Annotated in this window: 21 protein-coding genes; 12 read left to right on the forward strand and 9 right to left on the reverse strand. The window is 66.0% G+C overall.

Annotated features, from left to right (window positions below; translation table 11 throughout):
- The first annotated feature begins 155 nt into the window (after window positions 1-155).
- From LVJ94_44865 to LVJ94_44905, 9 genes are all read left to right on the forward strand, one after another.
- Window positions 156-2987 (forward strand): response regulator, encoded by a 2832-nt coding sequence (locus LVJ94_44865; GenBank protein WXB04027.1) that lies wholly within the window; start codon window positions 156-158, stop codon window positions 2985-2987.
- A 115-nt stretch (window positions 2988-3102) separates the two neighbouring features.
- Complete coding sequence (locus LVJ94_44870; protein ID WXB04028.1) at window positions 3103-4065, forward strand: hypothetical protein; 963 nt, start codon at window positions 3103-3105, stop codon at window positions 4063-4065.
- A gap of 137 nt (window positions 4066-4202) precedes the next feature.
- The gene (locus LVJ94_44875) at window positions 4203-5507 is read left to right on the forward strand and encodes a response regulator (GenBank protein ID WXB04029.1); all 1305 of its coding nucleotides are present in this window, start codon (window positions 4203-4205) and stop codon (window positions 5505-5507) included.
- Window positions 5504-5905, forward strand: a complete 402-nt coding sequence (locus tag LVJ94_44880; protein ID WXB04030.1) for a chemotaxis protein CheW — start codon at window positions 5504-5506, stop codon at window positions 5903-5905. The genes LVJ94_44875 and LVJ94_44880 overlap by 4 nt, the downstream gene beginning before the upstream one ends.
- Before the next feature lie 12 nt (window positions 5906-5917).
- Window positions 5918-6727 carry a methyl-accepting chemotaxis protein gene (locus LVJ94_44885; protein ID WXB04031.1) on the forward strand — a complete coding sequence of 270 codons (810 nt, stop codon included), beginning with the start codon at window positions 5918-5920 and terminating at the stop codon, window positions 6725-6727.
- Window positions 6724-8772, forward strand: a complete 2049-nt coding sequence (locus LVJ94_44890; protein WXB04032.1) for an Hpt domain-containing protein — start codon at window positions 6724-6726, stop codon at window positions 8770-8772. Before LVJ94_44885 ends, LVJ94_44890 begins: the two co-directional genes overlap by 4 nt.
- A gap of 9 nt (window positions 8773-8781) precedes the next feature.
- Entirely contained in the window at window positions 8782-9306 is a 525-nt protein-coding gene (rimI, locus tag LVJ94_44895; GenBank protein WXB04033.1) for a ribosomal protein S18-alanine N-acetyltransferase, read from the forward strand.
- 10 nt (window positions 9307-9316) lie between these two features.
- Window positions 9317-12163, forward strand: a complete 2847-nt coding sequence (locus LVJ94_44900; GenBank protein ID WXB04034.1) for a tetratricopeptide repeat protein — start codon at window positions 9317-9319, stop codon at window positions 12161-12163.
- A 72-nt stretch (window positions 12164-12235) separates the two neighbouring features.
- Window positions 12236-13852 (forward strand): long-chain fatty acid--CoA ligase, encoded by a 1617-nt coding sequence (locus LVJ94_44905; protein WXB04035.1) that lies wholly within the window; start codon window positions 12236-12238, stop codon window positions 13850-13852.
- Window positions 13853-13864: 12 nt separating this feature from the next.
- Here LVJ94_44905 and LVJ94_44910 read toward each other — a convergent pair whose 3' ends face one another.
- From LVJ94_44910 to LVJ94_44920, 3 genes are all read right to left on the reverse strand, one after another.
- Window positions 13865-14311 carry a hypothetical protein gene (locus tag LVJ94_44910; GenBank protein ID WXB04036.1) on the reverse strand — a complete coding sequence of 149 codons (447 nt, stop codon included), beginning with the start codon at window positions 14309-14311 and terminating at the stop codon, window positions 13865-13867.
- Between the two features lie 194 nt (window positions 14312-14505).
- Window positions 14506-15108, reverse strand: coding sequence for a hypothetical protein (locus LVJ94_44915; GenBank protein WXB04037.1), 603 nt, complete (start codon window positions 15106-15108; stop codon window positions 14506-14508).
- An 83-nt stretch (window positions 15109-15191) separates the two neighbouring features.
- Window positions 15192-15803, reverse strand: a complete 612-nt coding sequence (locus LVJ94_44920; GenBank protein WXB04038.1) for a hypothetical protein — start codon at window positions 15801-15803, stop codon at window positions 15192-15194.
- A gap of 208 nt (window positions 15804-16011) precedes the next feature.
- Between LVJ94_44920 and LVJ94_44925 the strand changes: the two genes are divergently transcribed.
- A complete protein-coding gene (locus tag LVJ94_44925; GenBank protein ID WXB04039.1) occupies window positions 16012-16959 on the forward strand; it encodes an HDIG domain-containing protein in 948 nt (315 codons plus the stop codon).
- A 5-nt stretch (window positions 16960-16964) separates the two neighbouring features.
- On the opposite strand, the gene LVJ94_44930 is transcribed toward LVJ94_44925, so the two are convergent.
- From LVJ94_44930 to LVJ94_44955, 6 genes are all read right to left on the reverse strand, one after another.
- Window positions 16965-19019 carry a serine/threonine protein kinase gene (locus LVJ94_44930; GenBank protein ID WXB04040.1) on the reverse strand — a complete coding sequence of 685 codons (2055 nt, stop codon included), beginning with the start codon at window positions 19017-19019 and terminating at the stop codon, window positions 16965-16967.
- Between the two features lie 28 nt (window positions 19020-19047).
- Window positions 19048-19737, reverse strand: coding sequence for a hypothetical protein (locus tag LVJ94_44935; GenBank protein WXB04041.1), 690 nt, complete (start codon window positions 19735-19737; stop codon window positions 19048-19050).
- 11 nt (window positions 19738-19748) lie between these two features.
- Complete coding sequence (locus LVJ94_44940; GenBank protein ID WXB04042.1) at window positions 19749-20348, reverse strand: hypothetical protein; 600 nt, start codon at window positions 20346-20348, stop codon at window positions 19749-19751.
- On the reverse strand, window positions 20345-20644 hold the full coding sequence (locus LVJ94_44945) for a hypothetical protein (GenBank protein WXB04043.1): 300 nt from the start codon (window positions 20642-20644) through the stop codon (window positions 20345-20347). The genes LVJ94_44940 and LVJ94_44945 overlap by 4 nt, the downstream gene beginning before the upstream one ends.
- A gap of 287 nt (window positions 20645-20931) precedes the next feature.
- Window positions 20932-21138: a hypothetical protein gene (locus tag LVJ94_44950; GenBank protein WXB04044.1), complete on the reverse strand. Its 207-nt coding sequence runs from the start codon at window positions 21136-21138 to the stop codon at window positions 20932-20934.
- Between the two features lies 1 nt (window position 21139).
- Window positions 21140-21343, reverse strand: coding sequence for a hypothetical protein (locus LVJ94_44955; GenBank protein ID WXB04045.1), 204 nt, complete (start codon window positions 21341-21343; stop codon window positions 21140-21142).
- 387 nt (window positions 21344-21730) lie between these two features.
- Between LVJ94_44955 and LVJ94_44960 the strand changes: the two genes are divergently transcribed.
- A complete protein-coding gene (locus LVJ94_44960; protein WXB04046.1) occupies window positions 21731-22546 on the forward strand; it encodes a tetratricopeptide repeat protein in 816 nt (271 codons plus the stop codon).
- 128 nt (window positions 22547-22674) lie between these two features.
- A complete protein-coding gene (locus tag LVJ94_44965; GenBank protein ID WXB04047.1) occupies window positions 22675-23937 on the forward strand; it encodes a deoxyhypusine synthase family protein in 1263 nt (420 codons plus the stop codon).
- The last annotated feature ends 14 nt before the right edge of the window (window positions 23938-23951 follow it).

Genomic DNA, 23951 nt, shown 5'->3' on the forward strand with positions numbered 1-23951 from the left:
ACCGTACTGCAGCGGCGGCGCGCTTGGCGAGCCCTCGTCATCGACTTCGACCCCGCTTATGCATGTGCGAGCCCCCTAGCCTTGCGCGCGGGCCGCTCCTGCATGCGCTCGCGCCGTGACAAGCGTGAGGCGCTCCGATATTCTCGTAGGAAATCATGAGCACCAAAGTCCTCGTGTTCGAAAGCGACGCGACCTTCGCGAACGAGCTTCGGACCGAGCTGGGAAAACTCGGCTGTTCGACCCTCGTTGTGGATGACGGGAATGCAGGTTTGCAGCAAGCGGCGACCACCAAGCCCGACCTGATCCTTCTTTCGATCGAACTCCCTAGGATGAATGGGTTTTCGGTCTGCAACAAGCTGAAGAAGGACATGAACCTCAAGGACATCCCGCTCATCATCATGTCGAGCGAGTCCAGCGACGAGACGTTCGAACAACACCGCAAGCTTCGAACCCGCGCCGAGGACTACGTCCACAAGCCGATCAGCTTTGGGGAGCTCGCGGCCCGCATCCAGCCGTTCGTCCCGCTTCTCTCGTTCGCCTCGTCCTCGTCTTCGGGGCCGGCGGCGTCGGGCCAGTATGCATCGATCGCACCCGGGTCCGCTGCGTCGAATCAGCCCATCGTCATCGACGACGACGTGGAAGAGGAGCTGCTCGCCGAGGAGGAAGCCGGTGACGACCTTCCCCTGGAAACGCGCGTGCAGAGCCGAGAGACCTTCTCGGCGGACGTGGAGGCACTGACCGATGCGGCCTTCCACCGCATCACCGGGGGCGACTCGAACGGAGCCTCGACGTACGCGCAGCCCGTGGAAGAGCCGCGCGCGGAAGAGCGCTACCCCAGCGCGCGTCCCCCTCAAAGTGTACGGACTGCCGCGCTGGCCGACGAAAGGCTGACGGCGCGGATCGCCGAGCTGGAACGCGAGCTGGCCACCGCCAAGGACGAGGGGACGCAGCTTCGCGACGAGCTGTTGCGCGTGCAATCGTCGGAAGGTGAAACGCAGCGCCTGCAACGCGAGGTGGACGACCTCAAGGGGCGGCTCGCCAGCAAGGGCGGCGGTGTTTCCAGCCGCGAGTTCTTGGATCTGCGCGAGAACCTCAACAAGAAGGACAAGGAGATCCTCAGCCTCAAGGAATCCTTGTCGCGCAAAGATCGCGAAGCCATCGACGTGCGCGAGAAGTCGCTCGCCCTCGAGCGGGCCAAGGGGGAGCTCGACGACGCGCTCTTGCAGCTCGAACGCGAGCTCGCCGATGCGCGCGACCGCATCGAGCAGCTCTCGGCCGACAAGGACCAGGCCAAGAAGGCGAGCGAGGACCACCGTGCACGCATGCAGCGCGCACAGACCGAGAGCGAGGCGCGCGCGCAAGAGGCGCAGGACCTGCGCACCAAGCTGGCCGAGCAGATTGCGCGGGCCGAGGGAGAGATCCACACGCTGCGGTCCGAGCATGCCACCTACGTGAACACGCTCACGCAGGAGCACGAGGACGCGGCGAATGCGGCCTTGCAGACGGCGCACGACGAGCACGAGGGGGCGCTCGGGGCGCTGCGCAACCAGCACGCGACGGAGCTGGCGGAAGCCGACGCCAAACGGCAACGCGATCTCGACGGTGCCGAAGCGCAGCGCATCGCCGATCTGGCGCACCTGCGGCGCGAGATGCAGACGGAGCTCGACGAGCAAGCCGAGCAAGCGATCCGCGAGCGGGCCCGTGCCGTGTCCGAGCACGAGGCGGAACTGCGCGAGCAGTACGCGACGCACCTTCAAGGGGTGCAAGGGACGCACGCCGACGAGATCGCGGGCGTCCGCAGCGAGCACGCCGCGCAATTGGTTGCGGCCGAGGCACGCCGCACGACGGAGCTGGCCGAGGCGGAAGCGCGCCGTGAGAGCGAACTCGATTCGCAGCAGCGCGTCTTCGCGCAGCGCCTCCGTGCGCACCAGCAGGAGATGGAAGAGGCGAAGCTCGCCGCCCTGGCCGCGCTGACGCTCGAGAAGGATACGCACATCTCGAACCTCGAGGGCGATCGCGATCAGCGCATCGCGAGCCTGGAAAGCGATCGCGATCAGCGCATCGCCACCTTGGAACGCGATCGCGACATGCGCATCTCCGATCTGGAACGCGATCGCGACGGGCGCATCTCCGAGCTGGAACGCGATCGCGATGACCGCATCGGGGTACTGGAACGCGATCGCGACGAACGCATCGGGACACTGGAGCGTGATCGCGACGACCGCATCGCCAACCTGGAACGCGATCGCGACGAACGCATCGGGGCCCTGATCAAGGATCGCGACGACCGCATCGCCGCGGTGGAACGCGATCGCGACGACCGCATCGGAACGCTGGAGAAAGATCGCGACGAGCGCATTGCGACCCTCGAAGGCGACCGCGATCAGCGCATCGCCGCCTTGGAGCACGATCGCGATCGCAAGCTCGAGGAGCTCACGGAGCACTACGAGGGGCGCATCCGCGAGGCGGACCAAGCCCACTCGGCCCGCGTGAGCGAGCTGGAGACGGATCGCGACACGCGGCTCGGGGCGCTCGAAACACGCTACACGCAGGAGCTCCAGGACGAACGGACCCAGAGCGCCGACGCCCGCGAGCAGGCGGCGCGCGAAATCGCAGCGCTCACCACGGACTTGCAGAATACACGCGAGCAGCTGTCCGCCATGACGGCGGCCAAGCGCGAGAACGACGCGACGAACTCCGCGCGCATCGCGGAGCTGGACCGTGACCTCGCCGGCCTGCGCAGCGTCCGCGAGGGCCTCGAGAACGAAGTGGCCAGCCTGCAGGCGAAGAAAACGGAGCTCGAAACCGAGCGATCGAACCTACAATCCAACCTGGCCAATACCCAGGAGCGCCTCACCGGGGAGACCGCCCGCGCGGATCGAGCCACCGAAAAGTGGAGCGCCGACCGCGTATCCCTCGAGCGTGCCAAGGATGCGCTTGCGGTTGCGCTGGCGCAGATCGACGACGTCGAAGCGCGATCGATCTGATCGCTCAATCTGATAGCCTTGGGGTATGGGGAGGCTATCGAGGGGAAGTGGGCGTATTCACATACGAATCGTCGCCGGCTTCGCTTCGCTGATTTTTCTAGCCACTTCGAGTTGCGTGGCGCTTTTCAGTCTGGACGATCACCAGGCCGACGGCGGCGGTCCAGGCCCGGGCAACGACGGCGGCGGTAGCAACGACGGCGGCAACCCGCAGACCGACGGAAGCAACCCTGGGAACGACAGCGGCCCTCGCGATACTGGTACGGATGCTCCTATTCCGGAGTGCACGGGAGGAGGGCCGCGTTTCACCAATGCGAGGCCAATCCCCGGACTCGAGAAAGCGAATATCCATCAGCACAGCGTCCGCGGCGTCGGCGACGGGCCGGTGGTGTACTTGACGAGCGAACGTCCCGCCGATGGCATCGATCTCGGCAGCCACGTGTTTGGCGCCACGCGCGGAGGCTCTGGGTTCGGCAATCCCGAGCCACCGCCCGGCACGAACATCAACTCGACGGATTTCCAGCGTCACGCCATCGCCACAGCCGATGACATGTCGATGTTCTACATTCAGCTCACGGGCACGAGCACCTTCGGAGCCATCTGGCGCGCGAAGCGCTCTTCCGCCGGGGCGTCCTACACAACCGAGGGTGCGGTGCAGGGCCTGTCCGGAACGACGTATGCGGACGTCTACGTCACGAAGACCGGCGCTCACATGTACCTGACGAAGCAGAACGGGTCCTTGGACATCTTCCATTCGACGCCACAAGGCACGGGCTATGCGGCCCCCGGCCTCGTCGACGGAGTGAATGCTCCCGGCAACGACGAATATGCCCCCGTCGTCAGCGAAGACCTCAAGACGATGTACTTTGCACGCGCAACGGGCGGACAAATCCGCATCCGCGTGGCCACGGGTCAGAGCGGCACATCGTTCGCGGACGACAAGGCGGTATGCGGACTCAATCCGGCGAATGAAAATACGTATCCGACGTGGATATCTCCGGATGGCAAAACGCTCTACTACGTGCGGTATGTTGGCGCGGCCGGCATACGCGAGCTCTGGCAAGCCGAGCTCGTGCCCTAGCTGGTACGCTAGCTAGTACCCTGGGCGGCTGGCCGCGCGTCACACGCAGCGCGTCGACACCTCAACGATGACGTCGAAGAAGAGGGCTTTACGATTCTGCGAACCGACCTAGGGTCTTCGCTTATACTTGGCGCTCTGTGGTTTCAGTCTCCCCGTTCGTGGTGGCCTCCAGCCCGCGCATCCTCGTCGTCGACGATAGCCCCACCCTTCGCAAGGTGGTCGCGTCGATCCTCGAGCGAAACGGGTACACGGCCTACACCGCGCCCGATGGGGAGGCGGCCTTGGCGGCCCTTGCAAACGGGGCGTGCGATCCCGAGCTGGTGCTCGTCGACTTCGTGATGCCACGGATGAACGGGCTGGCGTTCTGCCGCGAGATGCGAAAGCGATTTCCCGATCGCAAGATTGGCGTGGTGCTGATGAGCGCCAAAGCCGATCGCATCCGCGAAAGCTTTTTGCAGCAGGCGGGCGCGCTGGATGCCATCAGCAAGCCGTTCGATCCGCAGGCACTGCTCTTGGTCGTCGACAACGTGCTTCGCAAGGTGGAGCACGCCCCCGCGCCCGGCGCGACCACCGAGACGGAAATCGCTCCGCCGTCGATCCTGCAGCCGCCGTCGGAGCCGCCTCAAACCGCGGCCGCGGGCGAGGGGAAGGTCATTCTCTCGGGCGACCTCAGTCTGCCCATTGGCGCCGTGTTGCAGCTGCTCCAGATGGAGAACCAGACCGGCGTCCTCGTCGTCGAGGGCGAGGTGCGCGCCACCGATGCGACACGCACGACCACGCGCCGGACCATCGTCATCACCCTGCGCGAGGGGCTCATCGACTTGGTGCAGTCCCGAACGGGGCCTGGGGCCCGTACTCCACAAGCGGGCCGCGGCGCCGGGGACGAGTTTCGCCTGGGGCGCTATTTCGTCGAGGCCGGCTTGGTCACGCCCGAGGAGCTCGAGGAAGTGCAGGCCACACGCGGTGAGAACGGCACGAAGCTGCTGGGCGACCTGCTCGTGGAGTCGCGAAAGATCTCGCTCGGCGATCTCCGCGCCGCGCTTATCCGCCAATCGAGTGAGCTCGTCTACGAAGCGCTGCGATGGCAGTGCGGGCACTTCGAGTTCCGCCGGCGCCCGCCACCGTCCCTCGCGGCGGCCTCGCGCCTCGGCCTCCCCGCCGCGCAGGTCGTCATGGAGGGCTTCCGCCGCGTCGACGAGTGGCGCGTGATCGAAGCGCGCGTCGGCCGCTTCGACGAGGTCCTCGTGCGCGATCCCGTGGCCATCGCAGCCCTCGGCGAAGGCCGGCTCGTCAAATCGGAGCGCGCCATTTTGGATGCCATCGACGGGCGGCGCACCATCGGTGAGATCGTCTCGGCCGCGCACATGTCCAGCTTCGAGGGCTGTCGCATCCTGTTTCAGCTGATCGAAGCCCGCCTCGTTCGCCGGCGCCCGGCATCATGAGCGAACGACCGTCGGCCGCCAAACGCGGCGGCCTGCTCGTGCGCCTCGACGGACAGCCCTTCTTCCTGCCCGCGCACGTCACCGTCAGCATCGAGCCGGTGCCGCCCATCGTGCGCGTCCCCGGCGCCCCCGCGCAGATCCTGGGCATTGCCACGCACGAGGGCGAGGTCCTCCCGGTGATCGCCATCGGGGCCGACCGCAGCGTCATGGTCGTGTGCCGCTATGGCGGTGAACTGCTCGGCATCGTGGGCGCCAGCGTCGTCGGCGCGGGCATTTTCGAGTCGACCACCGATGCCGACTCGGTGTCTTTCCTCGGCGAAACCGCGGAAGACATTGACTTATCCGAGGTTTACAACGCCCTGCAAGGAGGCGCGTGGGCGGGCCGCTGGGGAGGCTGATAGTCTTCGCTCATGCCGATCGAACGATCCAAGCGTCACTTCATCCGGCTCCTGCGTCGATCGGCCAAAGGCGCCGCGTCGTCCGCGGCCAGCCGCAACGCCGCCGAGGAAAGCGCGTTCTGGATGGCCCACGAGCGTGCTCTCAATCGGTCGCGCGAGGCCGCCGAGGCCGCGCAGCGGATCGCCTCGGTCGTCGCCAAGCAGCGCGCCACCGTCGATGCGCTGGCCGATCGCTCGCGCGCCGTGTCGGCCCGCGCGCAGGAGCTCTCGGCGACGTTCGCGCGCGTCGCGGACGTGTTCGATCGCCTCGGGCTGGTCGCGCTCAACGCCGGCCTCGAGGGTGCGCGCCTGGGTGAGTCGGCCGGACGCGCGGTGCTGCTGGTCAGCGACGAGGTGCGCACCCACGCCCTGCGCGGCGCCGAGGCGGTGCGCGAGCTTTCGTCCGCGCTTTCCGAGATGGGCACCGACCTTTCGCAGCTTCACTCGAGCTTCGAGGGCCCGCGCGAAGCCGCCAGCGAGATGGCGCAGCACGCGGCACTCGCCGCCGGTGCAGCGTCGGATGCCGAGCGGGCGCTGGCGGAGATCGAAGCGCGCATCCGCCAGGCCACGGGCAGCGATCCCGAAACGGCGCGCGCCCTTTCCGAGGCCAACGAGCACGTGCAATCGCTGATGACGACCTTGGGCACCTTGGGCAGCAAGCTCTCGCACGACGAGCTCATGTCGGCGCTCCGTCCGATGCTGGAACCGATCGCGCGCGTGCTCGTCGACGACGAAGCGGAGCAAGAAGACTCCACGGCAACGGAAAAGAACGAGGCCACGTGAGCGAGGTCGTCGATCCGGAACTCACGCGGCTGCTCATTCTGGAGCTGCGGCGGCACTTGCCCGCGCTGGAAAAAAAGCCGCCGAACCTCGAGGTGTGCCGGCGCACCTTGCACGCGCTCAAAGGCTCGGCGGGGCTCGCCGGTGAAAGCGAACTGGCCGCGTCACTGCAACGGCTCGAGCGCCGCGTGCGCGAAGGGGAAATTCCGGCCATCGTCGAGGCGTCGCACTTGGTGTCGCGCGCGGTGGATCGCCTCTCGAGCGGGCGGCGCTTCAGCGGATCGGCGTGGCCCGAGCCTCCGTCGGACCTGCGCCCCTCGACGTTGGATCCGCTGGTGCGCACGCAGTACACGGACGAAATCTCGGATCGACTGCGCGAGATCGACGCGGCGCTGGCCTTCGCCGGCGACCCCGTCGATGCCGCCATGGCCGCGTTTCGCCACGTGCACACCATGAAGGGCGCGGCGAGCGCGGTGGGCGACGAGCCCATGAGTTGGTTCTGCCACGGCCTCGAGGAGCACCTCAAACGGGCAACGGTGCGCGAAACCGCCGTCGCGGCGCTGCAGGAGCTCGGTGGCTTTCGCGCCGTGCTGGGCGCGCTGCTCGACGATCCCGAGGCGGCCTTGCGCACCTTGCGGGGCCTGCCCATTCCGTCGCGCCATAGCACGGTGCCCGTGCCGCGCGCCTCGCAGCGGCCCGAGGAGGAACCGCGCTCCACCATCGCGGTCGACGACGGGACCATCCGCGTGGAGGCGCAGTCGATCGATCGGCTGCTCGATCGCTTCGTGGTCATCGGCCTCGCGCGCGAGCGCATCTCGGGGCAACTCGAGCGCTCGCGCGGGCGGGTGCAGCGAATGCGGCGCATGCGCGCCGATCTGTCGGAGGCGCTGCGCCTCATCGGACCGCCGCGGCCCTGGGGCGCACCGGCGGCGGCGCTCAAGCGCATCGATTCGGCGATTTCGACGCTCACCGACGTGAGCGACGAGACCGAGCGATCCATCGGGGACATGCGCGGAGGCGATCTCGTACTCAAGGACAGCGTGAGCGACGCGCGCTCGGAGCTGTCGGCCATGCGGCAGACGCCCGTTGGGCAGATGTTCGCGCGCATCGCCAGCGCGGTGGAGGCGGAGGCGCGGCGCTCGCGGCGCGAAGTCGTGGTGCGCATCGAGGGCGCGGACGAGACCATCGACCGCCGCCTCGCGGAAATGCTGCTCGAGCCTTGCCTGCAGATGGCCCGCAACTCGGTGGCACACGGCATCGAGCCGCCCCAGGCCCGCCTCCAGTTGGGGAAACCCGCCACGGGAACGATCACGCTGTCGGCGCGCAAGGGTGGGAGCCGGCTCACCTTGACGATTTCCGACGATGGGCAGGGCGTCGACGTGGCCGCGGTGCGAAAGCGCGCCGTCGACGTGGGCGCGGTGGCCCCGGCCCTGGCGGATGCGGCGGACGATAACACCTTGCTCGCTCTGCTGTTTTTGCCGGGGTTTTCCACGCGCGAGACGTCGGACCTGCTCGCGGGACGGGGCATCGGCCTCGACATCGCGCTGGGCTCGATCCAGCGCCTGCGCGGTGCGCTGCGGCTGTCGAGCCGGCACGGGGAAGGCTTTGCGGCCCGCGTGGAGGTGCCCATCGAGACCGGCTTGGTGAGCGTGCTCTGGGTCGGCGCGGGTGGCGACGAATACGCCGTTCCCGCGGCCAATGCGCGCGCCGTGCGCAAGACCGAGGCCGCCGATCCCCGGGTGCCGCACCTTTCGGCGTGCCTCGAGGCGCGCACGAACGACCTGGCCCCGCTCGCGCTCGACATCGGCATGTACGACGATCCGCCGTATGCGGTGGGCATCGATTCGGTGGGGCGCACGGAAAAGGTGCTCGTGCGGCCGTTGACCCCGCTGCTGGCCACGATGGGGCCCTACGCCGGAGCCATCGTCCGCGAAGACGGATCGCTGCGCCTGGCCATCGACGTGTATGCGCTGGCCCCGCGCGCGCGGGCCCTCGGGGCCGTACCGGAAGCGCGCACCAGCGTCTTTCCGCTTCGCGACGAGCTGTAGCTATACTCGATGGAGATGCTACCCGAGCGCTCGCCGTCGGACGTCCCGAACATCGCTGCGATGCGCTCCGAGGACATCGCCGACGTGCTCGCCATCGACGCGGCGTCGTTCCAGAGCCACCGCACCACGACCGACAACCTGCAGGAGGAGATGGATCGGCCGTGGTCGCACCTCTGGGTGGCGCGAACGCCGCAGGGCCAACTCGCCGCCTTCATCGTGCTGTGGCACGTCGCCGACGAGGTGCACGTGCTCAACGTCGCGACGGATCCGTCGTTTCGGCGGCACGGCTACGCGCGCGCGTTGATGCACCACACCATCGCCTTCGCGAAAAAGCACGAGGTGCGCCTGGTGCTGCTCGAGGTGCGCCGCTCGAACGGCGCGGCCATGGCGCTGTACCGCACCCTCGGATTTTCCGCGATGGGGGTGCGGCGCGGCTACTACTCCGACGGCGAAGACGGAATCGAAATGATGCTCACCTTCGATCCCAAGACGAAGGAAATCGTCCCCCAGCCGGACGAGATCACCATTGCTTGAACGAGGACGCATGCGACCCAACCGCCTTTCTCTTTTCTTGACCTGCACCGCGCTGTCCCTGGGCTTTGCATCGATCGCCGACGCGCAGCCGGCTTCGCGCGCCCCCGCCCCTGCGGCACCTCCGGCGTCGACGGCGGCACCGGGGACGTTGGCCGCCGCGCTCGAGGCGGTGAACACCACGGAGTACGCCCGGGCGGAGAAAGAGCTCTTGGCGCTGCGCGGGACGGATCAACCGGCGGCGCAGACCGCGCTCGCGCGCATCATGCTGGAGCAAGGGCGCTTTCCCGAGGCGGACAAGTATGCGCTGCAGGCGGCCCAGAACACGGCGCAACGCGGGTACGCGGCGGCGATTCGGGCCGAGGTGCTCTTTCGCTCGGGCAAGATCGCTGAGGCGATCCGCATACTGGAGCCCTTGAAAAGCGACAAAAGCGCGGGTGGCCGCCGCGCACGCCTCGCCCTCGGCGAGTACCTCATCGCGACCGGACGGCGCAACGACGCCGAGCCGGTGTTGATGACCATCATCCAGGACTACAACGACAACTCCATCGGCGACCGCGACGCCGAGGGCCTCGCCACCGTCGCCCGCGCTGCGTTTTTCCTGCGCAGCCCGAAGGACGCGAACAACGCCTTCAACGAGAGCGAGCGCATCGACAAGAAGAACGTGACGACGCTCCTCTGGCGCGCCGATCTCTTTCTCGACAAGTACGATCCCGGCCACGCCGAGCAAGTCGTCAAAGAGGCCCTGACCGTCGGCCCGAAGCGCGCCGACGCGCTGGTGGCCATGGCCCGCGTGAAGCTCGAGCAGACCCTCGACTTCGACGCCGCCGAAACGCTCATCAAAGATGCCCTCGCCGTGAATCCCAAGCACGTGGGCGCCTTTGCGGTGCGCGCGGGCATCGCGCTGCACGACATGGATCTCACCGGCGCGGAGAGCGCCATCGCCGCGGGCATGCAGATCAACCCGAACGACTTGGAGCTCTGGAGCCTGCGCGCCGCCACCAAGTTCCTCGGCGACGACCGCCCCGGCTACGAGGCCGCCAAGCGCGAGACCTTCGCGCGCAACAAGGAATACTCGAAGCTCTACGCCATCGTCGGCGACTACGCCGAGTGGGAGCACCGTTACGACGACATCGTCACCATGATGCGGGAGGCGACCAAGATCGACCCCGACGACGAAAAGGCTTGGGCCCAGCTAGGGCTCACCCTCCTGCGCAGCGGCGACGAAACCGGCGGGATGGATGCGCTGAAGAAGGCGTGGGGCAAAGACCACTTCAACGTGCGCGTCTTCAATACGCTCAATCTGTACGAGCAGCAAATCCCGAACAGCTACGACAATACCCAAGTTGGCATTTTCAAAATTCGATATTCCAAAGAAGAGAAACCGGTCCTCGAACGCTACGTGCCAAGGCTTTTGGGCGAGGCATGGGGCTCGATGAAAGCGCGCTATGGCTTCGTGCCCACGAATCCCGTGGGGGTGGAGCTCTATGCGACGCGCGAGCAATTCAGCGTGCGCACCAGCGGTTTGCCCAACATCGGCATTCAGGGCGTGTGTTTCGGCCGCGTGGTGGCCGCCATGAGCCCGCGCAGTGAGCCCTTCAACTGGGGAACGGTGCTCTGGCACGAGCTGGGGCACGTGTTTGCCATTCAGCTTTCGAAAAACCACGTTCCTCGGTGGTTTACCGAGGGGCTGAGCGAATACGAGACCATCGCCCGCCGGCCGGAGTGGAAGCGCGAACTCGATCCCGAGTTGTACCTGGCCATCCAGCGCGGCACCCTGCCCGGCGCCGTGGACATGAACCGCGCCTTCACCCACGCCGAAGGCGCGGCCGACGTCACGGTGGCCTACTACGCCGCGAGCCAAATGCTCGTGTACACCGTGGAGCAATACGGCATGGCCAGCGTCGTGAAGGCGCTCAAACTATGGGGCGAGGGCGTGCGCACGGCCGACGTCATCCAACGTGCGTTCGGCGTCTCCGCGGCAGCGTACGACAAGACGTTCCGCGAATGGGCCGTCGCACGCATGTCGCGTTACAAGAATCAATTCCTCTTCGACGATCACCCCAAGTCCGTGGACGATGCCAAGGCGGCGCTGGCCAAGGCCCCGCAGGATGCCTCGGCGCACGTGGAGCTCGGGCTGGCGTATGCGCACGCTCGAAAAATCGACGATGCAAAGCAGGAGCTGGAGAGCGCGCTCAAGATCGACAAGGACCACAAGAAGGCGCACTTTCTCCTGGCCAAGCTCGCGAAAAAGGAAAGCGACGTGGCACTCGCGCACCTGCAGGCCGTTCAGCGCGCGGGCGGGGACGGGTTCTACGTGCAGATGGCTCTCGCCGACATCGCCGAGGCGAAGAAGGACAAGGCGATGTACCGCAACGCCCTCGAGAGTGCATACCACTACGACCCGAGTCAATCGGAGCCGTTGAAAGGCCTCTACGACCTGGCGCACGAGGAGAAGCGGGATGCGGACGAGCTCGATCTGCTGCAAAAACTCGCGCCCCTCGAGCAGCACGATCGAAAAATATGGCGCATGCTGGTCGAGAAGCTCGTGGCGGCCAAACGCTGGGAAGAGGCTCGCGCCGCCGGCGAATCGGCCATCTTCGTCGATGTCGAGCATCCTCTAACCCACATTGCATACGCCCGCGCACTCTCGAACTTGGGAGACCGCGCCAAAGCCATTTTCGAGCTGGAAAGCGCACTCGCCTGCGCACCGCCGGCCAAAGAGAAGGCCACGGCCCACGCGCTGCTGGCCGCCGAGTACGCAGCGCTCAAGAACGTTGCCGAGGCACGCAAGCATCTGGCCGAAGCGCAGCGCATCGATCCGGACAACGCCGACGCCAAAGCAGTGAAGATCCCTTAACTCGTCGTGAGAAACCCGTTAACGGTCGAGCATGGCTCGCGTTATCGTTAATGCGATCAGGAGGGTGAGGACATGTTGACCGGCCGCATGATGGACTTCCCGCTCACGGTGACGCACATCCTCGAGCGAGCGCGAACCTTCTTTCCCAATGTGGAGGTGGTGAGCCGTCGCGCGGATCGCTCGCTCGACCGGAGCACTTACGGACAAGTGTACGCGCGGGGCCTGCGGCTGGTGGCGGCGCTGCGCAAACTCGGTGTGCGGCCGGGCGATCGCATCGCCACGCTTTCGTGGAATCACGCCGAGCACCTCGAGGCGTACCTCACCATCCCGGCGATGGGCGCGGTGATGCACACCCTCAACCTGCGCCTCGCGCCCTCCGAGATTGGCTACATCGCCAACCACGCGCAAGACCGCGTTCTGCTCGTCGACAAATCGCTGCTGCCGCTCTATGCGAAGTTCAAGGCCGACGTGCCCTCGCTCGAACACGTCATCGTCGTCGATGGAAAGGAAGACGGGCTGCTGGAGTACGAGAAGCTGCTCGCCGAGGCGGATCCCGCGGGCGTGACCTTGCCCGCGCTCGACGAAAACTCGGCGGCGATGCTCTGCTACACCTCGGGAACGACGGGATCGCCAAAAGGTGTACTCTACAGTCATCGTTCCACGGTGCTTCACGCGCTGGTCGCGTGCATGCCCGACAACCTCGGTATCCGCGGCGACGACACGGTGCTGCCCGTGGTGCCCATGTTTCACGCGGCCGCGTGGGGTCTGCCGTACGAGGCCGCGATCAGCGGAGCGAAGATCGTCTTCCCCGGCCCGCACCTGGATCCCGAATCGCTGCTCGATTTGATCGAGCGCGAGCGCGTGACGTTCGCGGGCGGCGTACCCACCATCTGGCTCGGCATTTTGGATCGCCTGGACCGCGAGAAAGGGCGCTGGGATCTCTCCGCATTGCGCCGCATGATCGTGGGCGGCGCCGCGGTGCCGGCGTCCATGATCGACGGCTTCGCGAAGCGGCACGGCATCGAGATCATCCATGCCTGGGGCATGACCGAGATGAATCCCCTGGGAACCGTTGCGCGCGTGAAGGAGCAACTGCAGCGCGAAGGCGATGACGAACAGCGCCTCGGCTACCGGGCCACGCAGGGCTTCGCGGTGCCCTTCGTCGAGCAGCGCCACGTGAGCGACGAGGGAGACATCTTGCCCTGGGACAACACCAGCATGGGCGAGCTCGAGGTGCGCGGGCCCTGGGTCGCGTCGTCGTACTACGCCGACGAGGGCAAGGACCGCTTCACGAAGGACGGCTGGTTCAAGACCGGCGACGTGGTGCGCATTTGCGGGGAAGGCTACGTGCGCATTTGCGACCGCTCGAAAGACGTCATCAAGTCGGGCGGCGAGTGGATCAGCAGCGTGGCCCTGGAGAACGCGCTGATGGCTCATCCCTCGGTGCTGGAGGCGGCCGTCTTCGCGGCCAACCATCCGAAGTGGAGCGAGAGGCCGGTGGCGGCCATCGTTTTCCGCGAGGGCATGCGCGCGAGCCACGAGGAGCTCGCCGCCCATCTCGCGTCGAGCTTTCCCAAGTATTGGCTCCCCGATGCCTACGTCGAGCTGGCGCAGATCCCGCGCACGTCGACGGGGAAATTCCTCAAGACGAAGCTGCGGGCGGACTACGCGGGCATTTTCGAGAAGTGACGCCCCGCCCCGTCAGGGCTTCTTCGCGGCGGCGGCAGCGTCGGTCGGGCGCGGCCGCCGCGCGGGTGGACGCGCAGGCGGGTGCGCAGCGGGCTCGTCCTCTTCGGGATCGCGCACGGTATCGAGGGCGCGCAGGGCTTCCAGTTTGAAGTCCTCCCAATCGGTTTCGTCCACCGTGTCGAGGCGGCCCTCCAGTTCGGAGAAAATGGCGCGCTCCTTCTCCAGCGCCTGCAGCGCCTTGTAGACGGTGGCCTGGCTCGCACCGCGGGTGCGGTCGGCCAGGAGCTCGAGCGCGTGCGTCTTACGCGCCACGCCATCGGATGCGCCGCGAAGCAGCAGGCCTACGGCGTAGCGCTCCTTCGCCTCGTGCTCACTGTACGCGATTCGCCGAACGCGAACGGCGTCGTGTGTCCGCTCCGAGGGGGGCGCGTCGCGGTTGGACGCGGTGGCCGCGGGCACCTTCGGCGAAGGTGCGGAGTGTCTCGCGTCGGAAGGCACTGCGACGCCGCGTGGCGCTCCGCCACGTGGCGCGCACGCCGTACAGAGCGTTCCCAACAAGAAAAACATTACGAGCCATCGGTATTCGCGCTCCTCCACCTGCCGCACGAACACTGCGGTTGCAGCACTCGTGCCTTACCCGATCATCAATCGATTTACTTTCCGCAAACGAAATAGCCTTTGATGCTCTGGCTTCGCATGCATGTCGCGCCGGTATCGGCGCATTCGTCCTCGCGGGCATTGGGATCGCAAAACAGGACGAAGATCTCCTCCGTCGAGGGGCGTCCCATGCAGCGTACCCGCGGCGTGCACTCGACGGTGCTGTAGCTCGCAGTCCGCTCACTGTAGATGCCGCAGCAGACCTCGCCTTTGCCGCAGTCGCTCGCACTGTCGCAACCGATTCGGACGCCGCCGCACAACGACAGCCCGCGCACCATGCACGAACGCAGTGTGGAATCCATGAAGGTGGACACGCAGCAGTATTCGCGTTCGCGGTTGCAGTACGTGGGCGCGTTCTCGATGTCCCCGCAAACGACGCCCGTCGGCCGCGACCCCGTATCGGGCGGGCCGGCATCCTGCGGGAGGCTCGCGTCGTTCACGCCCGCATCGTTGCTGCCTCCCGATCCGCCGCCCGGGGGCGGCGTGTTGGATGACGCGCCCCGACTGGGCTCCTCGAGAAGCTCCGAACCGGTCGCACCGCTGCACGCAGCGATGCTCGCCACCACGACGGCAGCGAGAAGAATCGGACGAATGCGCATGATGCCCCCCTCATCATGTCTCCGGCGACGCCTGCAGCGCAGCAGGCGTCCCCGTCTCTAGCTTGATCGACGCTTCTCGTTTCTCATTGGCAGAAGCGGTAGACCGAGTTTTCAGGATCGATGCCCGAGCACCGGTCGCTGCCGCGGCAATCCTCGTCGGTGGTGCAGACCTGGACCGAGTCGGCCCCGCACCGCTCCGTCGCATCGCACGAGATGCGATCGAAATGCTGTTGCCCACCACCGTTGTCGCTTAGATGTCCGCAGCAGCGTCTGCCTTGCGTGCAATCGTCATTGCTGTCGCATCGCATGGACCAGCGGGTCGACGACGGCTGGCAGTCCCCGCCTGACCCCAAACACGAATAGCTCTTGCCGAAAATGGCTCGCTCGATGCAGCACAGGGGCTGACCGCCGCTGCACAGTTTCTGCGTACCGCTGCCGTTGTCGCAGCGGACGCCCCGGAGCGGCTGGCCCGAATCCTCCTCGGGCTCGTTCGCATCGGTTCCGGTATCGCTGCCCGAACCCGTATCGCGCCCGCCTCCGCTATCGAAGCCCGGGTTGCCGCCGCCATCGCTGCCCGGGCCCGGCCCGTTGGGATCCAACAGGTCGCTCGAGTTCGCTCCACCACAGCCCACCGCGGTGCCAAGTCCTACGCCGACGGAAATAGCGGCAAAGCGCAACATGTAACCAAAGTTCATAGGTCCTCCAACCCCTCCCACCGGCGTGGCTCCACCGACGCGCCCGGAAAAGCTCGGTCGACGTCGCCAGTTTGCCATGGCACGACTATTTCGCAACGCATGGCCCAGCGCCCGGGACTCTGATAAAAGCGTCGGCCCCTTCTACCAAGCCCCCTGCGCCCTTCTCTTCTACCCCTCTTTTCCCCTCGCGAGCTTCCAAGTTTCAACCATGCCGATGGCAACCCCGCACGAAGTTGTTCCGCCCAACGCCGACCGCGCGATGGACGCACTAGCCCTAGCCGCCTTTGCCGCCGAGTCGGGTCAGACGAAGTGTATCGTGCCCGCCACGACCATCGACTTCGACGCCGCGCTGAAGCTCGATCCGGTCAAGGTGCGCAGCCTCCTCGATCGGGTCGTGATGGGCCAAGATCCCGAGCTCGGGCTCGACGTGCTGCTCGAGCACAATGCGCTGCGGGCACTCTTTCCCGAGGTGGAGGCCATGGTCGGTTTCGGCGATGGCGAGTGGCGCCACAAGGACGTGTGGAAGCACACGAAGCAGGTGGTGCGTCAGGCGGTGCCTCGGCTGGAGGTGCGCTGGGCTTCGCTGTTCCATGACATCGGCAAAGTGAAGACGCGTTCCATTACGCCGGACGGAAAGGTCCACTTCTTCGGCCACGCCGAGGTGGGCACGCGCATGTTCGACCGGCTCGATCGGCGCGTGCGCCTGTTCTCGCCCGACGCCGCGCTCAAAGAGACGGTACGCTTTCTCATTTTGCACCACCTGCGGGCGAACCAGTACGAGCCGTCGTGGACCGATAGTGCCGTGCGCCGCTTCGCACGCGAGCTGGGCGCCCACCTGGACGATCTCATTTGCCTCGCGCAGGCGGACATCACCACGAAGCGCCCGGAAAAGAAGCGCAAGGGGCTCTCGCAGATCGCCGAGCTGGCCGAGCGCATTCGCGTACTCGCCGAGGAAGACGCCAAGGTGCCGCCGCTGCCGTCGGGCGTGGGCGACGCCATCATGACGGCGTTCTCGCTCAAGCCGTCGCGCCTCATCGGCGAGATCAAGCGCGCCCTCGAGGAGGCCGTCGCCTCGGGCGAAGTTCCCTCGCACGAACCCTGCGAGGTCTACGTCGAGTTCGTTCGCGCGAACAAAGAGCGCTTCGGTCTCGCCTAAGGGAGCTATCGCCCGCGCGATTCGATTTCGGAAATCGTGCGGGTGACCGAACCGTCGCGCCCGAGGCACGGGTTCGTGTAGCAGGTGCGGCGGTTCAGGAAGCCGCAGGCGTAGCGCCCGTTGTACGTGCGCAGAAGCTCGATGGTGCGCGCATCGCCGTCGGTGCGCGCGCGCGGAAGGAGCGATTTCTTGTCCTCGCAGGAGGTGGCGGCACGCAAATCGAGGGTGACGAGAAGTGCGGGGTTGGCAAGCTTCCGCGTCTGCGCGCGCAAGAGCGCCGCGCGCGCACGCTCGGACACGACCTTCGATTGCGAGGCCCACTGGCCGTAGGCGAAGTCGTAAAGGATGTCGGGCCCGGCGCTTCCCATCTTCTTCTCGAGGAGGGCGAAGGCCATGTCGGAAACGTCCCGCTCACGGGCCAAGGCGGCATTGCGCACGTCTTCGTCGAGCTTGAGATCGTCGATGGCCGTAGGCTCCAACTCGAGCCACAGGGCGGCCTCACGCAGCGACTCCTTCGGGTCCTTCGTCGCCGAGTAGGCCTTCTGCAGCGCGCGGTGGACGTCTGCGCGCTCCGGATGCTCTTTCTCCAGCGGGGTGAGCTTCTCGATGGCCGACGTGGCGTCGCCCTTTTCGATCAAGTCGAGCGCCGCCGCCACCTGCGTGTCGATGCCCGGATCGCCTTTGGGCGCGCCTTGCGCCGTCTCGCCACCGGCCGCCGCTGCGTCGGCGGTGCTCGCGTCGTCCGTCTTTTTGCCCATGCTGGCGACCATCACCACCAAGAAGACGACCGCGATGAGCCCAATGGCTCCGAGCCCCGCGAACAGGAGAAGCTTCGGATTTTGCCGGAGCTGCGCCAGACGCTCGCTCGGGAAGAAGCCTTGCTTCGGAAGGGCCGGCAACTCGACACTGGGCAGCTGTTGGGGACCGCTGGCGTCCGGCTGTGAACCGAAAACATCGCGCGGAGACGACACGAGCGACGGCCGCGGGTTCGCCGTGCTGCCGGGATTGGCGCTGGGCACCACGCCGTAGGCGGCGAGCCAGATGCCATCGAGCGCGTCGATGAGTTCCTTCGCGTCGCGGAAGCGATGCGCGGACTCCTTCTCGAGCATGTGGAAGACGATGCTCTGCACCTCGGGCGGGATGACCACGCCGGGTGCCTTCTGCGAGAACGGCGGCACCGGGGCGGTGACGTGCATGCCCAGCAAGGTGACCTTGCTCTCGTGATCGAACGGGCGCTCGCCGGCGAGCATCTCGTACGTCATGATGCCGAGCGCGTAGACATCGGCGCTGGGCGTGACGTTCTGCCCGAGTGCCTGCTCCGGCGCCATGTACTCGGGCGTGCCGTAGACCATGCCGAGCTGCGTGAGCGCTTGGCCGGCGGGCCCTGCGCGATTGTGCTCGTCGCGCGAGAGCTCGGCCACCGGTACCTTGGCGATGCCGAAGTCGAGCACCTTCACGAAGTCTGGCTCGCTGTCGCGCTCGATGAGCATCACGTTCTCGGGCTTGAGATCGCGGTGCACGATGCCGAGGGCGTGCGCGCGCTGCAACGCGGCCGCGATCTGGCGGAGGATGCGCATGGCGCGCCCCACTTCCAGCGGGCCCGCGGCAATGGCGTCGCGGAGGCTCCGGCCCTCGACGTACTCGAGGACGAGAAAGAAGGAGCCATCCTCCAGCTTTCCGAAGTCGGTCGCGGTGGCGACGTTGGGATGGTCGATGTGCGCCGCCGCCATGGCCTCGCGCTCGAAGCGGGCCACCACCTCGGGCAGGCGGCTCATTTCGGCGTGCAGCACTTTGACGGCCAGCCGCTTGCGCATGTGGGTGTGTTCAGCCTGGTAGACGGCTCCCATCCCACCTTCACCCAGCAGCTTCTCGATGCGGTAGCGACCGCTAATCACCGTACCGAGCAGCGACTCCGCAGGGCCCGAGTGTCCGGTCTCTTCTTCATAAGGAGGAGGAGGGTGCACGTCTTCTTCGGCGAGCGCAGGCCCGGACGGCGGCTCATCGCCCGGGACGAGGGCCTCGTCCTCACTGGCGGAATCGGTGGGTTGACTCGTCGACATAAAGCCCGCGGAGAACGATTATCACAGCTTATTGATCGAGGCTCAAACCCAGGACGGCAAACGGGGTGACCGTATCACTGCCGATGGGCTCGATGTGGCGGTTCCCCGCGCCTGTGAGAAACGCGGTGCGTCCTGGATCTTGGTAGAGGCTGCCCGTGAAAGCGAACCCAAAACGGGTACCTACCTCGAGGGTGATCTCCCACGGTCGCCAGACACGGTAGCCAATGCCCAGGCCGAATGGGATCTCGACGTGTCCGCCGCCGGCGCCCGCCACGAGGCCGTCCTCGGTACCGCCGTTGGTCGCGAACGACCGATGGTAGCTGCGTGCATAGACGCCCACGTACCCCACGCCGAGGAAGGCCCACGCGTGCCACTTTCCGTTCGGCCAGGGCGATGTGACTTTCACGCGGGCGCCCGCCGAGGTGACGTTGCGTGCATCGCCGCCGTCGTCGGTCGGTGAAAGGTCGTGGGAAAGATACGCGCCCACGCGAACCAATGGAAGGAGCGCCACATGACCTTGCACGCCCGCAATCGGTCCGAATCGACCGTCGCCGGGGCCGCCGGTGTAGATGCGCCGAGCCACGCCGGCATGAACGCCCGCGTCCCAATGGAGCTGCGCATGCGCCTCGCGCGCCGAAAAAAGGAGCCACATGCCGGCGGCGATGGACGCGGCGCGTGCGAGATGGGGCTGCGAGGAGAAGGATGCGAGCGTCGCCAACGAAGGCGAGCTTACTTCCGATTCGCCAGGGCGAAACCGATAACGCCCAAGGGGATGCGCAGTTTGGCGAAGATGGCCGGACCGATGCCACCATCACCGAAGCTGCGGTACTGCGCCTCGACGCCGAGTACGCTCCACCCCACCGAGAGCATGCCCATGGGACGCGGCTCGACGTCGATGCCGCCGCCGACTTGGATCCATACGCCGCTCGAGAGGTGCATCTGTTCGAGTTGGACGCCGAAGGTGCCGGGCGTGAAGTTCGATAGGTCGTAAAACACCCGCCCCGTGGTGAACCATTGGCCGTGCACCCACATGACGCCGCCGCCGATGCGGCCGAACGAAACGGTGCGCGCGTGGTTGTCGCCGAAGGCGCGGCCGAAACCGCCCTCGATGTTCGCGTCCCATGTGATGACGTGCACGCCCAACGAATCGAGGGTCACGACCTCCTGCTTCGCGGGCTTCGCCGCGTTCTCCGGCTTGTCTTGCTTCTCTTGATTCGCGGGTTCGGGCGCGGGCTGCTGCTGCGGCGCGGGTTCGGGCGCGGATTGCGCGGCCGCAACGCACGGCAGCGAGAGGACGGTTGCGACCACCACGAGACTTCGCCGAATCATTCCTTCGCTCCTTTGTCTTTGGACGTCGCCGCGCGAATATCCGCCATGGCGAACCCCGTATCGCCCGCCCCGGGAATGGGCGCGCCCTCGACGGCTTTGGCGGCGCAGCTCGCGAGGGGTTCGGAGGGCGTCTCCGCGGGGTGCAGTGCGTTCGATTGCACCTTGAGACGAAGGCGCAGATAGCCATCCGTCTTGGCCAGCGAATCGAGCTCGGGACAGGCCTTGGCAATCCGCACGAGCGCATCGGCCACGGGCGCCGGTGACACTTGGTGGCCCCCCGTTACCGCGAACGCCATTTCCATTTCCGGACGCCCTGGACCCGGCGCGAGTCGAACCGCGATGGGTTCACCATACTGAACGTCAGTATTCGGTTTTGAGCACGCACCGGCGAGAAGCGATATCGACATCATTAAGGTGCGGGCGGCGATACTTCGAGCAGTCCTGAACGCGATCATGCACTTTTCAATTCCTGAAACGAGTCGTACGACAAAAGCAAAGAGGCCAGCTTTTGGGCTGACCTCTTTACCATCAACACTGCGCCACCACCTACGGTGAAGGCACCAGGGTTAGAAGCTGGCGAAAATCAGGGCGACTCGGAGTCCGCACAGGACGTGAGGCCAGCGTCGGAGATCTTGCAGACGTGGACCTTGCGGAGAGCTCCAAAGAGGAAATAGTCATTCCGCGCGACGACGGCCTTGTCGCCCGAAACGGTGACACCCGAATAGCCGCAACCCACCGCGCTGCTAACGGCGGAGAGGCCGAGCGCGATCACGAGAAGTGCGCGCACCATGTCACGGATTCTCGCTGGTTTGGCAGGAGGTGAGGCCTGCGTCGGAAACTTTGCAAACATAGGCCTTGCGCAGGATGCCGAAGAGGAAGCCGTCATTGCGCGCGACAACGACCTTGTCCCCCGCCGCGCCGACGCCACCGTACGAACATCCCGCCGCGCTGCTGAGAGCTGCCACGGCCAGGAACAGAGCGATCCCTTTTTTCATTGCGATTTCACCTCGAAAGAACGTTTGATACCAACGGGGGAGACGAGATCGCCCCCTCAAGTTGTTTCAAGTGCACAAGCTTCAGGTTTTTTAGAGAAGCTCGCGCGCTCAAGGGCATAGACGACTGCCATAAATCAAGTCAAGTTAGTTTTGACTTTAATGGGAATGCTTATCCGAATCTCAATGCTGTCGCGTTCTTACGTCGCTAGGACGCCACCTCTTCCCCGAAGTTGCGCCGAAAAAGAAAAGAAATGAAAAGAGGCGCGGCAACTCGTACGATCGAGAAGCTGTCACGAAACAACACCCGCCCAACCAACAGCGACGAACGAACATCCGAGATATTCAATGGCAACCTTCGAGAAACTAGCTTCTTTGCCCGAAGACGAAATGGACGTTGGTCTCGGCACGGTTCTTCTCGCGAAGGACGCTTATCCGGACCTGGATATCGACCGCACGTTGGCGCGTTTCGACGAGTTGGCGCAGCCCCTGCAAGACGTTCGCGTGGACGGACACCGGCTCGCTCGGGCCAGCGTTACGCTGCAAGCGGAACATCTGCGGGAGCACCTTCATGTTGCCTGTGGCTTCAACGGCAATGAGTCGGATTACTACGACCCGCGCAATAGTCTCATTTCCGATGTGCTGGAGCGCAAGCTGGGGATCCCCATCACGCTGTCCGTCGTCTATTGCGAAGTGGCCAAGCGCCTTGGTATTCGCGCACGCGGGGTGAGCTTTCCGGGGCACTTCTTGGTGCGCCTCGACGCCGATGGCGAGGCGCACGAGGGCCAGGAGACCGCGACGCCCGTCTTGGTCGATCCGTTCTTCGGTTGTCGGCTCCTCGGTCCCAAGGAACTGGCGGAACTCCATGCAAAGGTCATGGGCGAGGCGCCCATTGCGCCGGAGTCGTTGGCGCCTGCGTCCCCGCGCGCCATCTTGCATCGCATTTTGGTCAACCTGCGCGCTGTCCACTTGGCGCGGGGGGACATTGCGCGGGCCATGCTCAGCATCGATCGGATTCTTTGCCTGACGCCCAATGCGGCCGAGCCCCTGCGCGAACGCGGGTTGCTCTCGGCGCGACTCGGCGCGCGCGAACAGGCGCTGGCCGATCTCGAGCGCTTTCTGGAACTGGCGCCCCAAGCCGAAGACGCGGCGCAGATCCGCGAGCGGCTGGCGGAGTTGAAGAAGGCAAGCGCCCCGCTCAATTAGAAGGAACGATGGCGCGTATGTGACGCTTGGGCAAATTCGGGCGCCCCCCGGCGGGGAACAGCGGGCGCGGCCCGGACGCCACGCTTGACGTGAACGTCGAGACGGGTCGATATGCTCGGGATCGTCCGATGCCCACGCCGAAAGCCACCACCCGTCGTCCTCGCGCCCCGAAGAAGGGCGTCGCTCCGAAAGTTTCCTCGCCCCGCAAGGCCTTCGAGGCGGCCCGCACCGTGCACCCGGTGGGGATCACGGGCAAGGAGCGGCCGCACGACATCATCACGAACATGTTCCCGGCCTACGTCGGCCGTCAGGAGCGAACGGCGTTCGAGTTGATGCGCCGGAGCATCACGGAAGACTGCTGCACCTTCTTGACGATGTCGGGGGCGATGACGCCGGCGGGGCTGCACCAGTCCTGTTTGATCCCGTTGCTCGATCGCGGGCTGATCGACTGCATCACCACCACGGGCGCCAATCTCTATCACGACGCCCACCGCATCATCGGACACCGCATTCGCGAGATCGAACCGAACGCGGGAGATCTGCAGTACCGGCTCGCGCGCATCATCCGCATCTACGACTTGGGCTTCTGGGAAGAGACCCTCCTCGAAACGGACAAGTTGTTCTCGGCGATTCTGCAGAAGCCCGAATTCCAGAAGAAGATGACCACCCCCGAGCTGCACTACCTGCTCGGCAAGAACATCGCGCGCATCGAAGATGCCCTGGGGGTGACCAGCCCTTCGCTCCTCTCCACGGCGTACCGCTACGGGGTGCCCATCTTCGTGGGCGCGGTGCAGGATGGGTCGATCTTCCTCAACATCGTCAAGTTGAAGAGGCTCCTGGGACCGGCGTTCAAGCTCGAGATCGACGTGAACGACGACGTGTTCGAGATGGGCGCGATGCAGCGCCATTGCTTCGGGACCCTCGGCAAGCCGATGGCCGTCTGGATCCTGGGCGGCGGCGTGCCGAAGAATTACACGCTGCAGGGCGAGCCGTTGCTCGACCAAATTCTGTCGGTGCCGACCCATGGCTTCGACATCGACGTGCAGTTCTGTGTCGATCCCGTCGACAATGGCGCGCTGAGCTCCTGTCCGGCGGGTGAGGGCCACACGTGGGGCAAGGTCTCGGCCGAAAGCGTGGCCACCGGATCCGTGTACGTGCACTCGGACGTGACGGCGGTCTTTCCGTGGCTGACGTATGCGCTTCTCTCGGACCCGCGCATCCATCGTCGCCACCGCCGGCTCTACGACGTACGCGAAAAGGCCGTGGCGAGCCTTCAGGCGGAGGTCGAGAAGCGCCGGAAGAAGCTGATGCCGACCTTGGACTTCCCGCTTCCCAAGGAAAAACCCGGGAAAGTGACCAAGAAGAAGACGAAAACCAAGAAAAAGCGCTAACGCGCCGCGCCCCG

It is taken from the genome of Sorangiineae bacterium MSr11367 (genome assembly GCA_037157805.1).
Lineage (GTDB): Bacteria > Myxococcota_A > Polyangia > Polyangiales > Polyangiaceae > Pendulispora > Pendulispora rubella.

Excerpts from the sequence above, each read along its gene's own strand:
- LVJ94_44865 (WXB04027.1), top strand. The coding sequence starts at position 156 with ATGAGCACCAAAGTCCTCGTGTTCGAAAGCGACGCGACCTTCGCGAAC.
- LVJ94_44880 (WXB04030.1), top strand. The coding sequence starts at position 5,504 with ATGAGCGAACGACCGTCGGCCGCCAAACGCGGCGGCCTGCTCGTGCGC.
- LVJ94_44885 (WXB04031.1), top strand. The coding sequence starts at position 5,918 with ATGCCGATCGAACGATCCAAGCGTCACTTCATCCGGCTCCTGCGTCGA.
- rimI (WXB04033.1), top strand. The coding sequence starts at position 8,782 with ATGGAGATGCTACCCGAGCGCTCGCCGTCGGACGTCCCGAACATCGCT.
- LVJ94_44900 (WXB04034.1), top strand. The coding sequence starts at position 9,317 with ATGCGACCCAACCGCCTTTCTCTTTTCTTGACCTGCACCGCGCTGTCC.
- LVJ94_44905 (WXB04035.1), top strand. The coding sequence starts at position 12,236 with ATGTTGACCGGCCGCATGATGGACTTCCCGCTCACGGTGACGCACATC.
- LVJ94_44915 (WXB04037.1), bottom strand. The coding sequence starts at position 15,108 with ATGCGCATTCGTCCGATTCTTCTCGCTGCCGTCGTGGTGGCGAGCATC.
- LVJ94_44920 (WXB04038.1), bottom strand. The coding sequence starts at position 15,803 with ATGAACTTTGGTTACATGTTGCGCTTTGCCGCTATTTCCGTCGGCGTA.
- LVJ94_44925 (WXB04039.1), top strand. The coding sequence starts at position 16,012 with ATGCCGATGGCAACCCCGCACGAAGTTGTTCCGCCCAACGCCGACCGC.
- LVJ94_44930 (WXB04040.1), bottom strand. The coding sequence starts at position 19,019 with ATGTCGACGAGTCAACCCACCGATTCCGCCAGTGAGGACGAGGCCCTC.
- LVJ94_44940 (WXB04042.1), bottom strand. The coding sequence starts at position 20,348 with ATGATTCGGCGAAGTCTCGTGGTGGTCGCAACCGTCCTCTCGCTGCCG.
- LVJ94_44945 (WXB04043.1), bottom strand. The coding sequence starts at position 20,644 with ATGGCGTTCGCGGTAACGGGGGGCCACCAAGTGTCACCGGCGCCCGTG.
- LVJ94_44950 (WXB04044.1), bottom strand. The coding sequence starts at position 21,138 with ATGGTGCGCGCACTTCTCGTGATCGCGCTCGGCCTCTCCGCCGTTAGC.
- LVJ94_44955 (WXB04045.1), bottom strand. The coding sequence starts at position 21,343 with ATGAAAAAAGGGATCGCTCTGTTCCTGGCCGTGGCAGCTCTCAGCAGC.
- LVJ94_44960 (WXB04046.1), top strand. The coding sequence starts at position 21,731 with ATGGACGTTGGTCTCGGCACGGTTCTTCTCGCGAAGGACGCTTATCCG.
- LVJ94_44965 (WXB04047.1), top strand. The coding sequence starts at position 22,675 with ATGCCCACGCCGAAAGCCACCACCCGTCGTCCTCGCGCCCCGAAGAAG.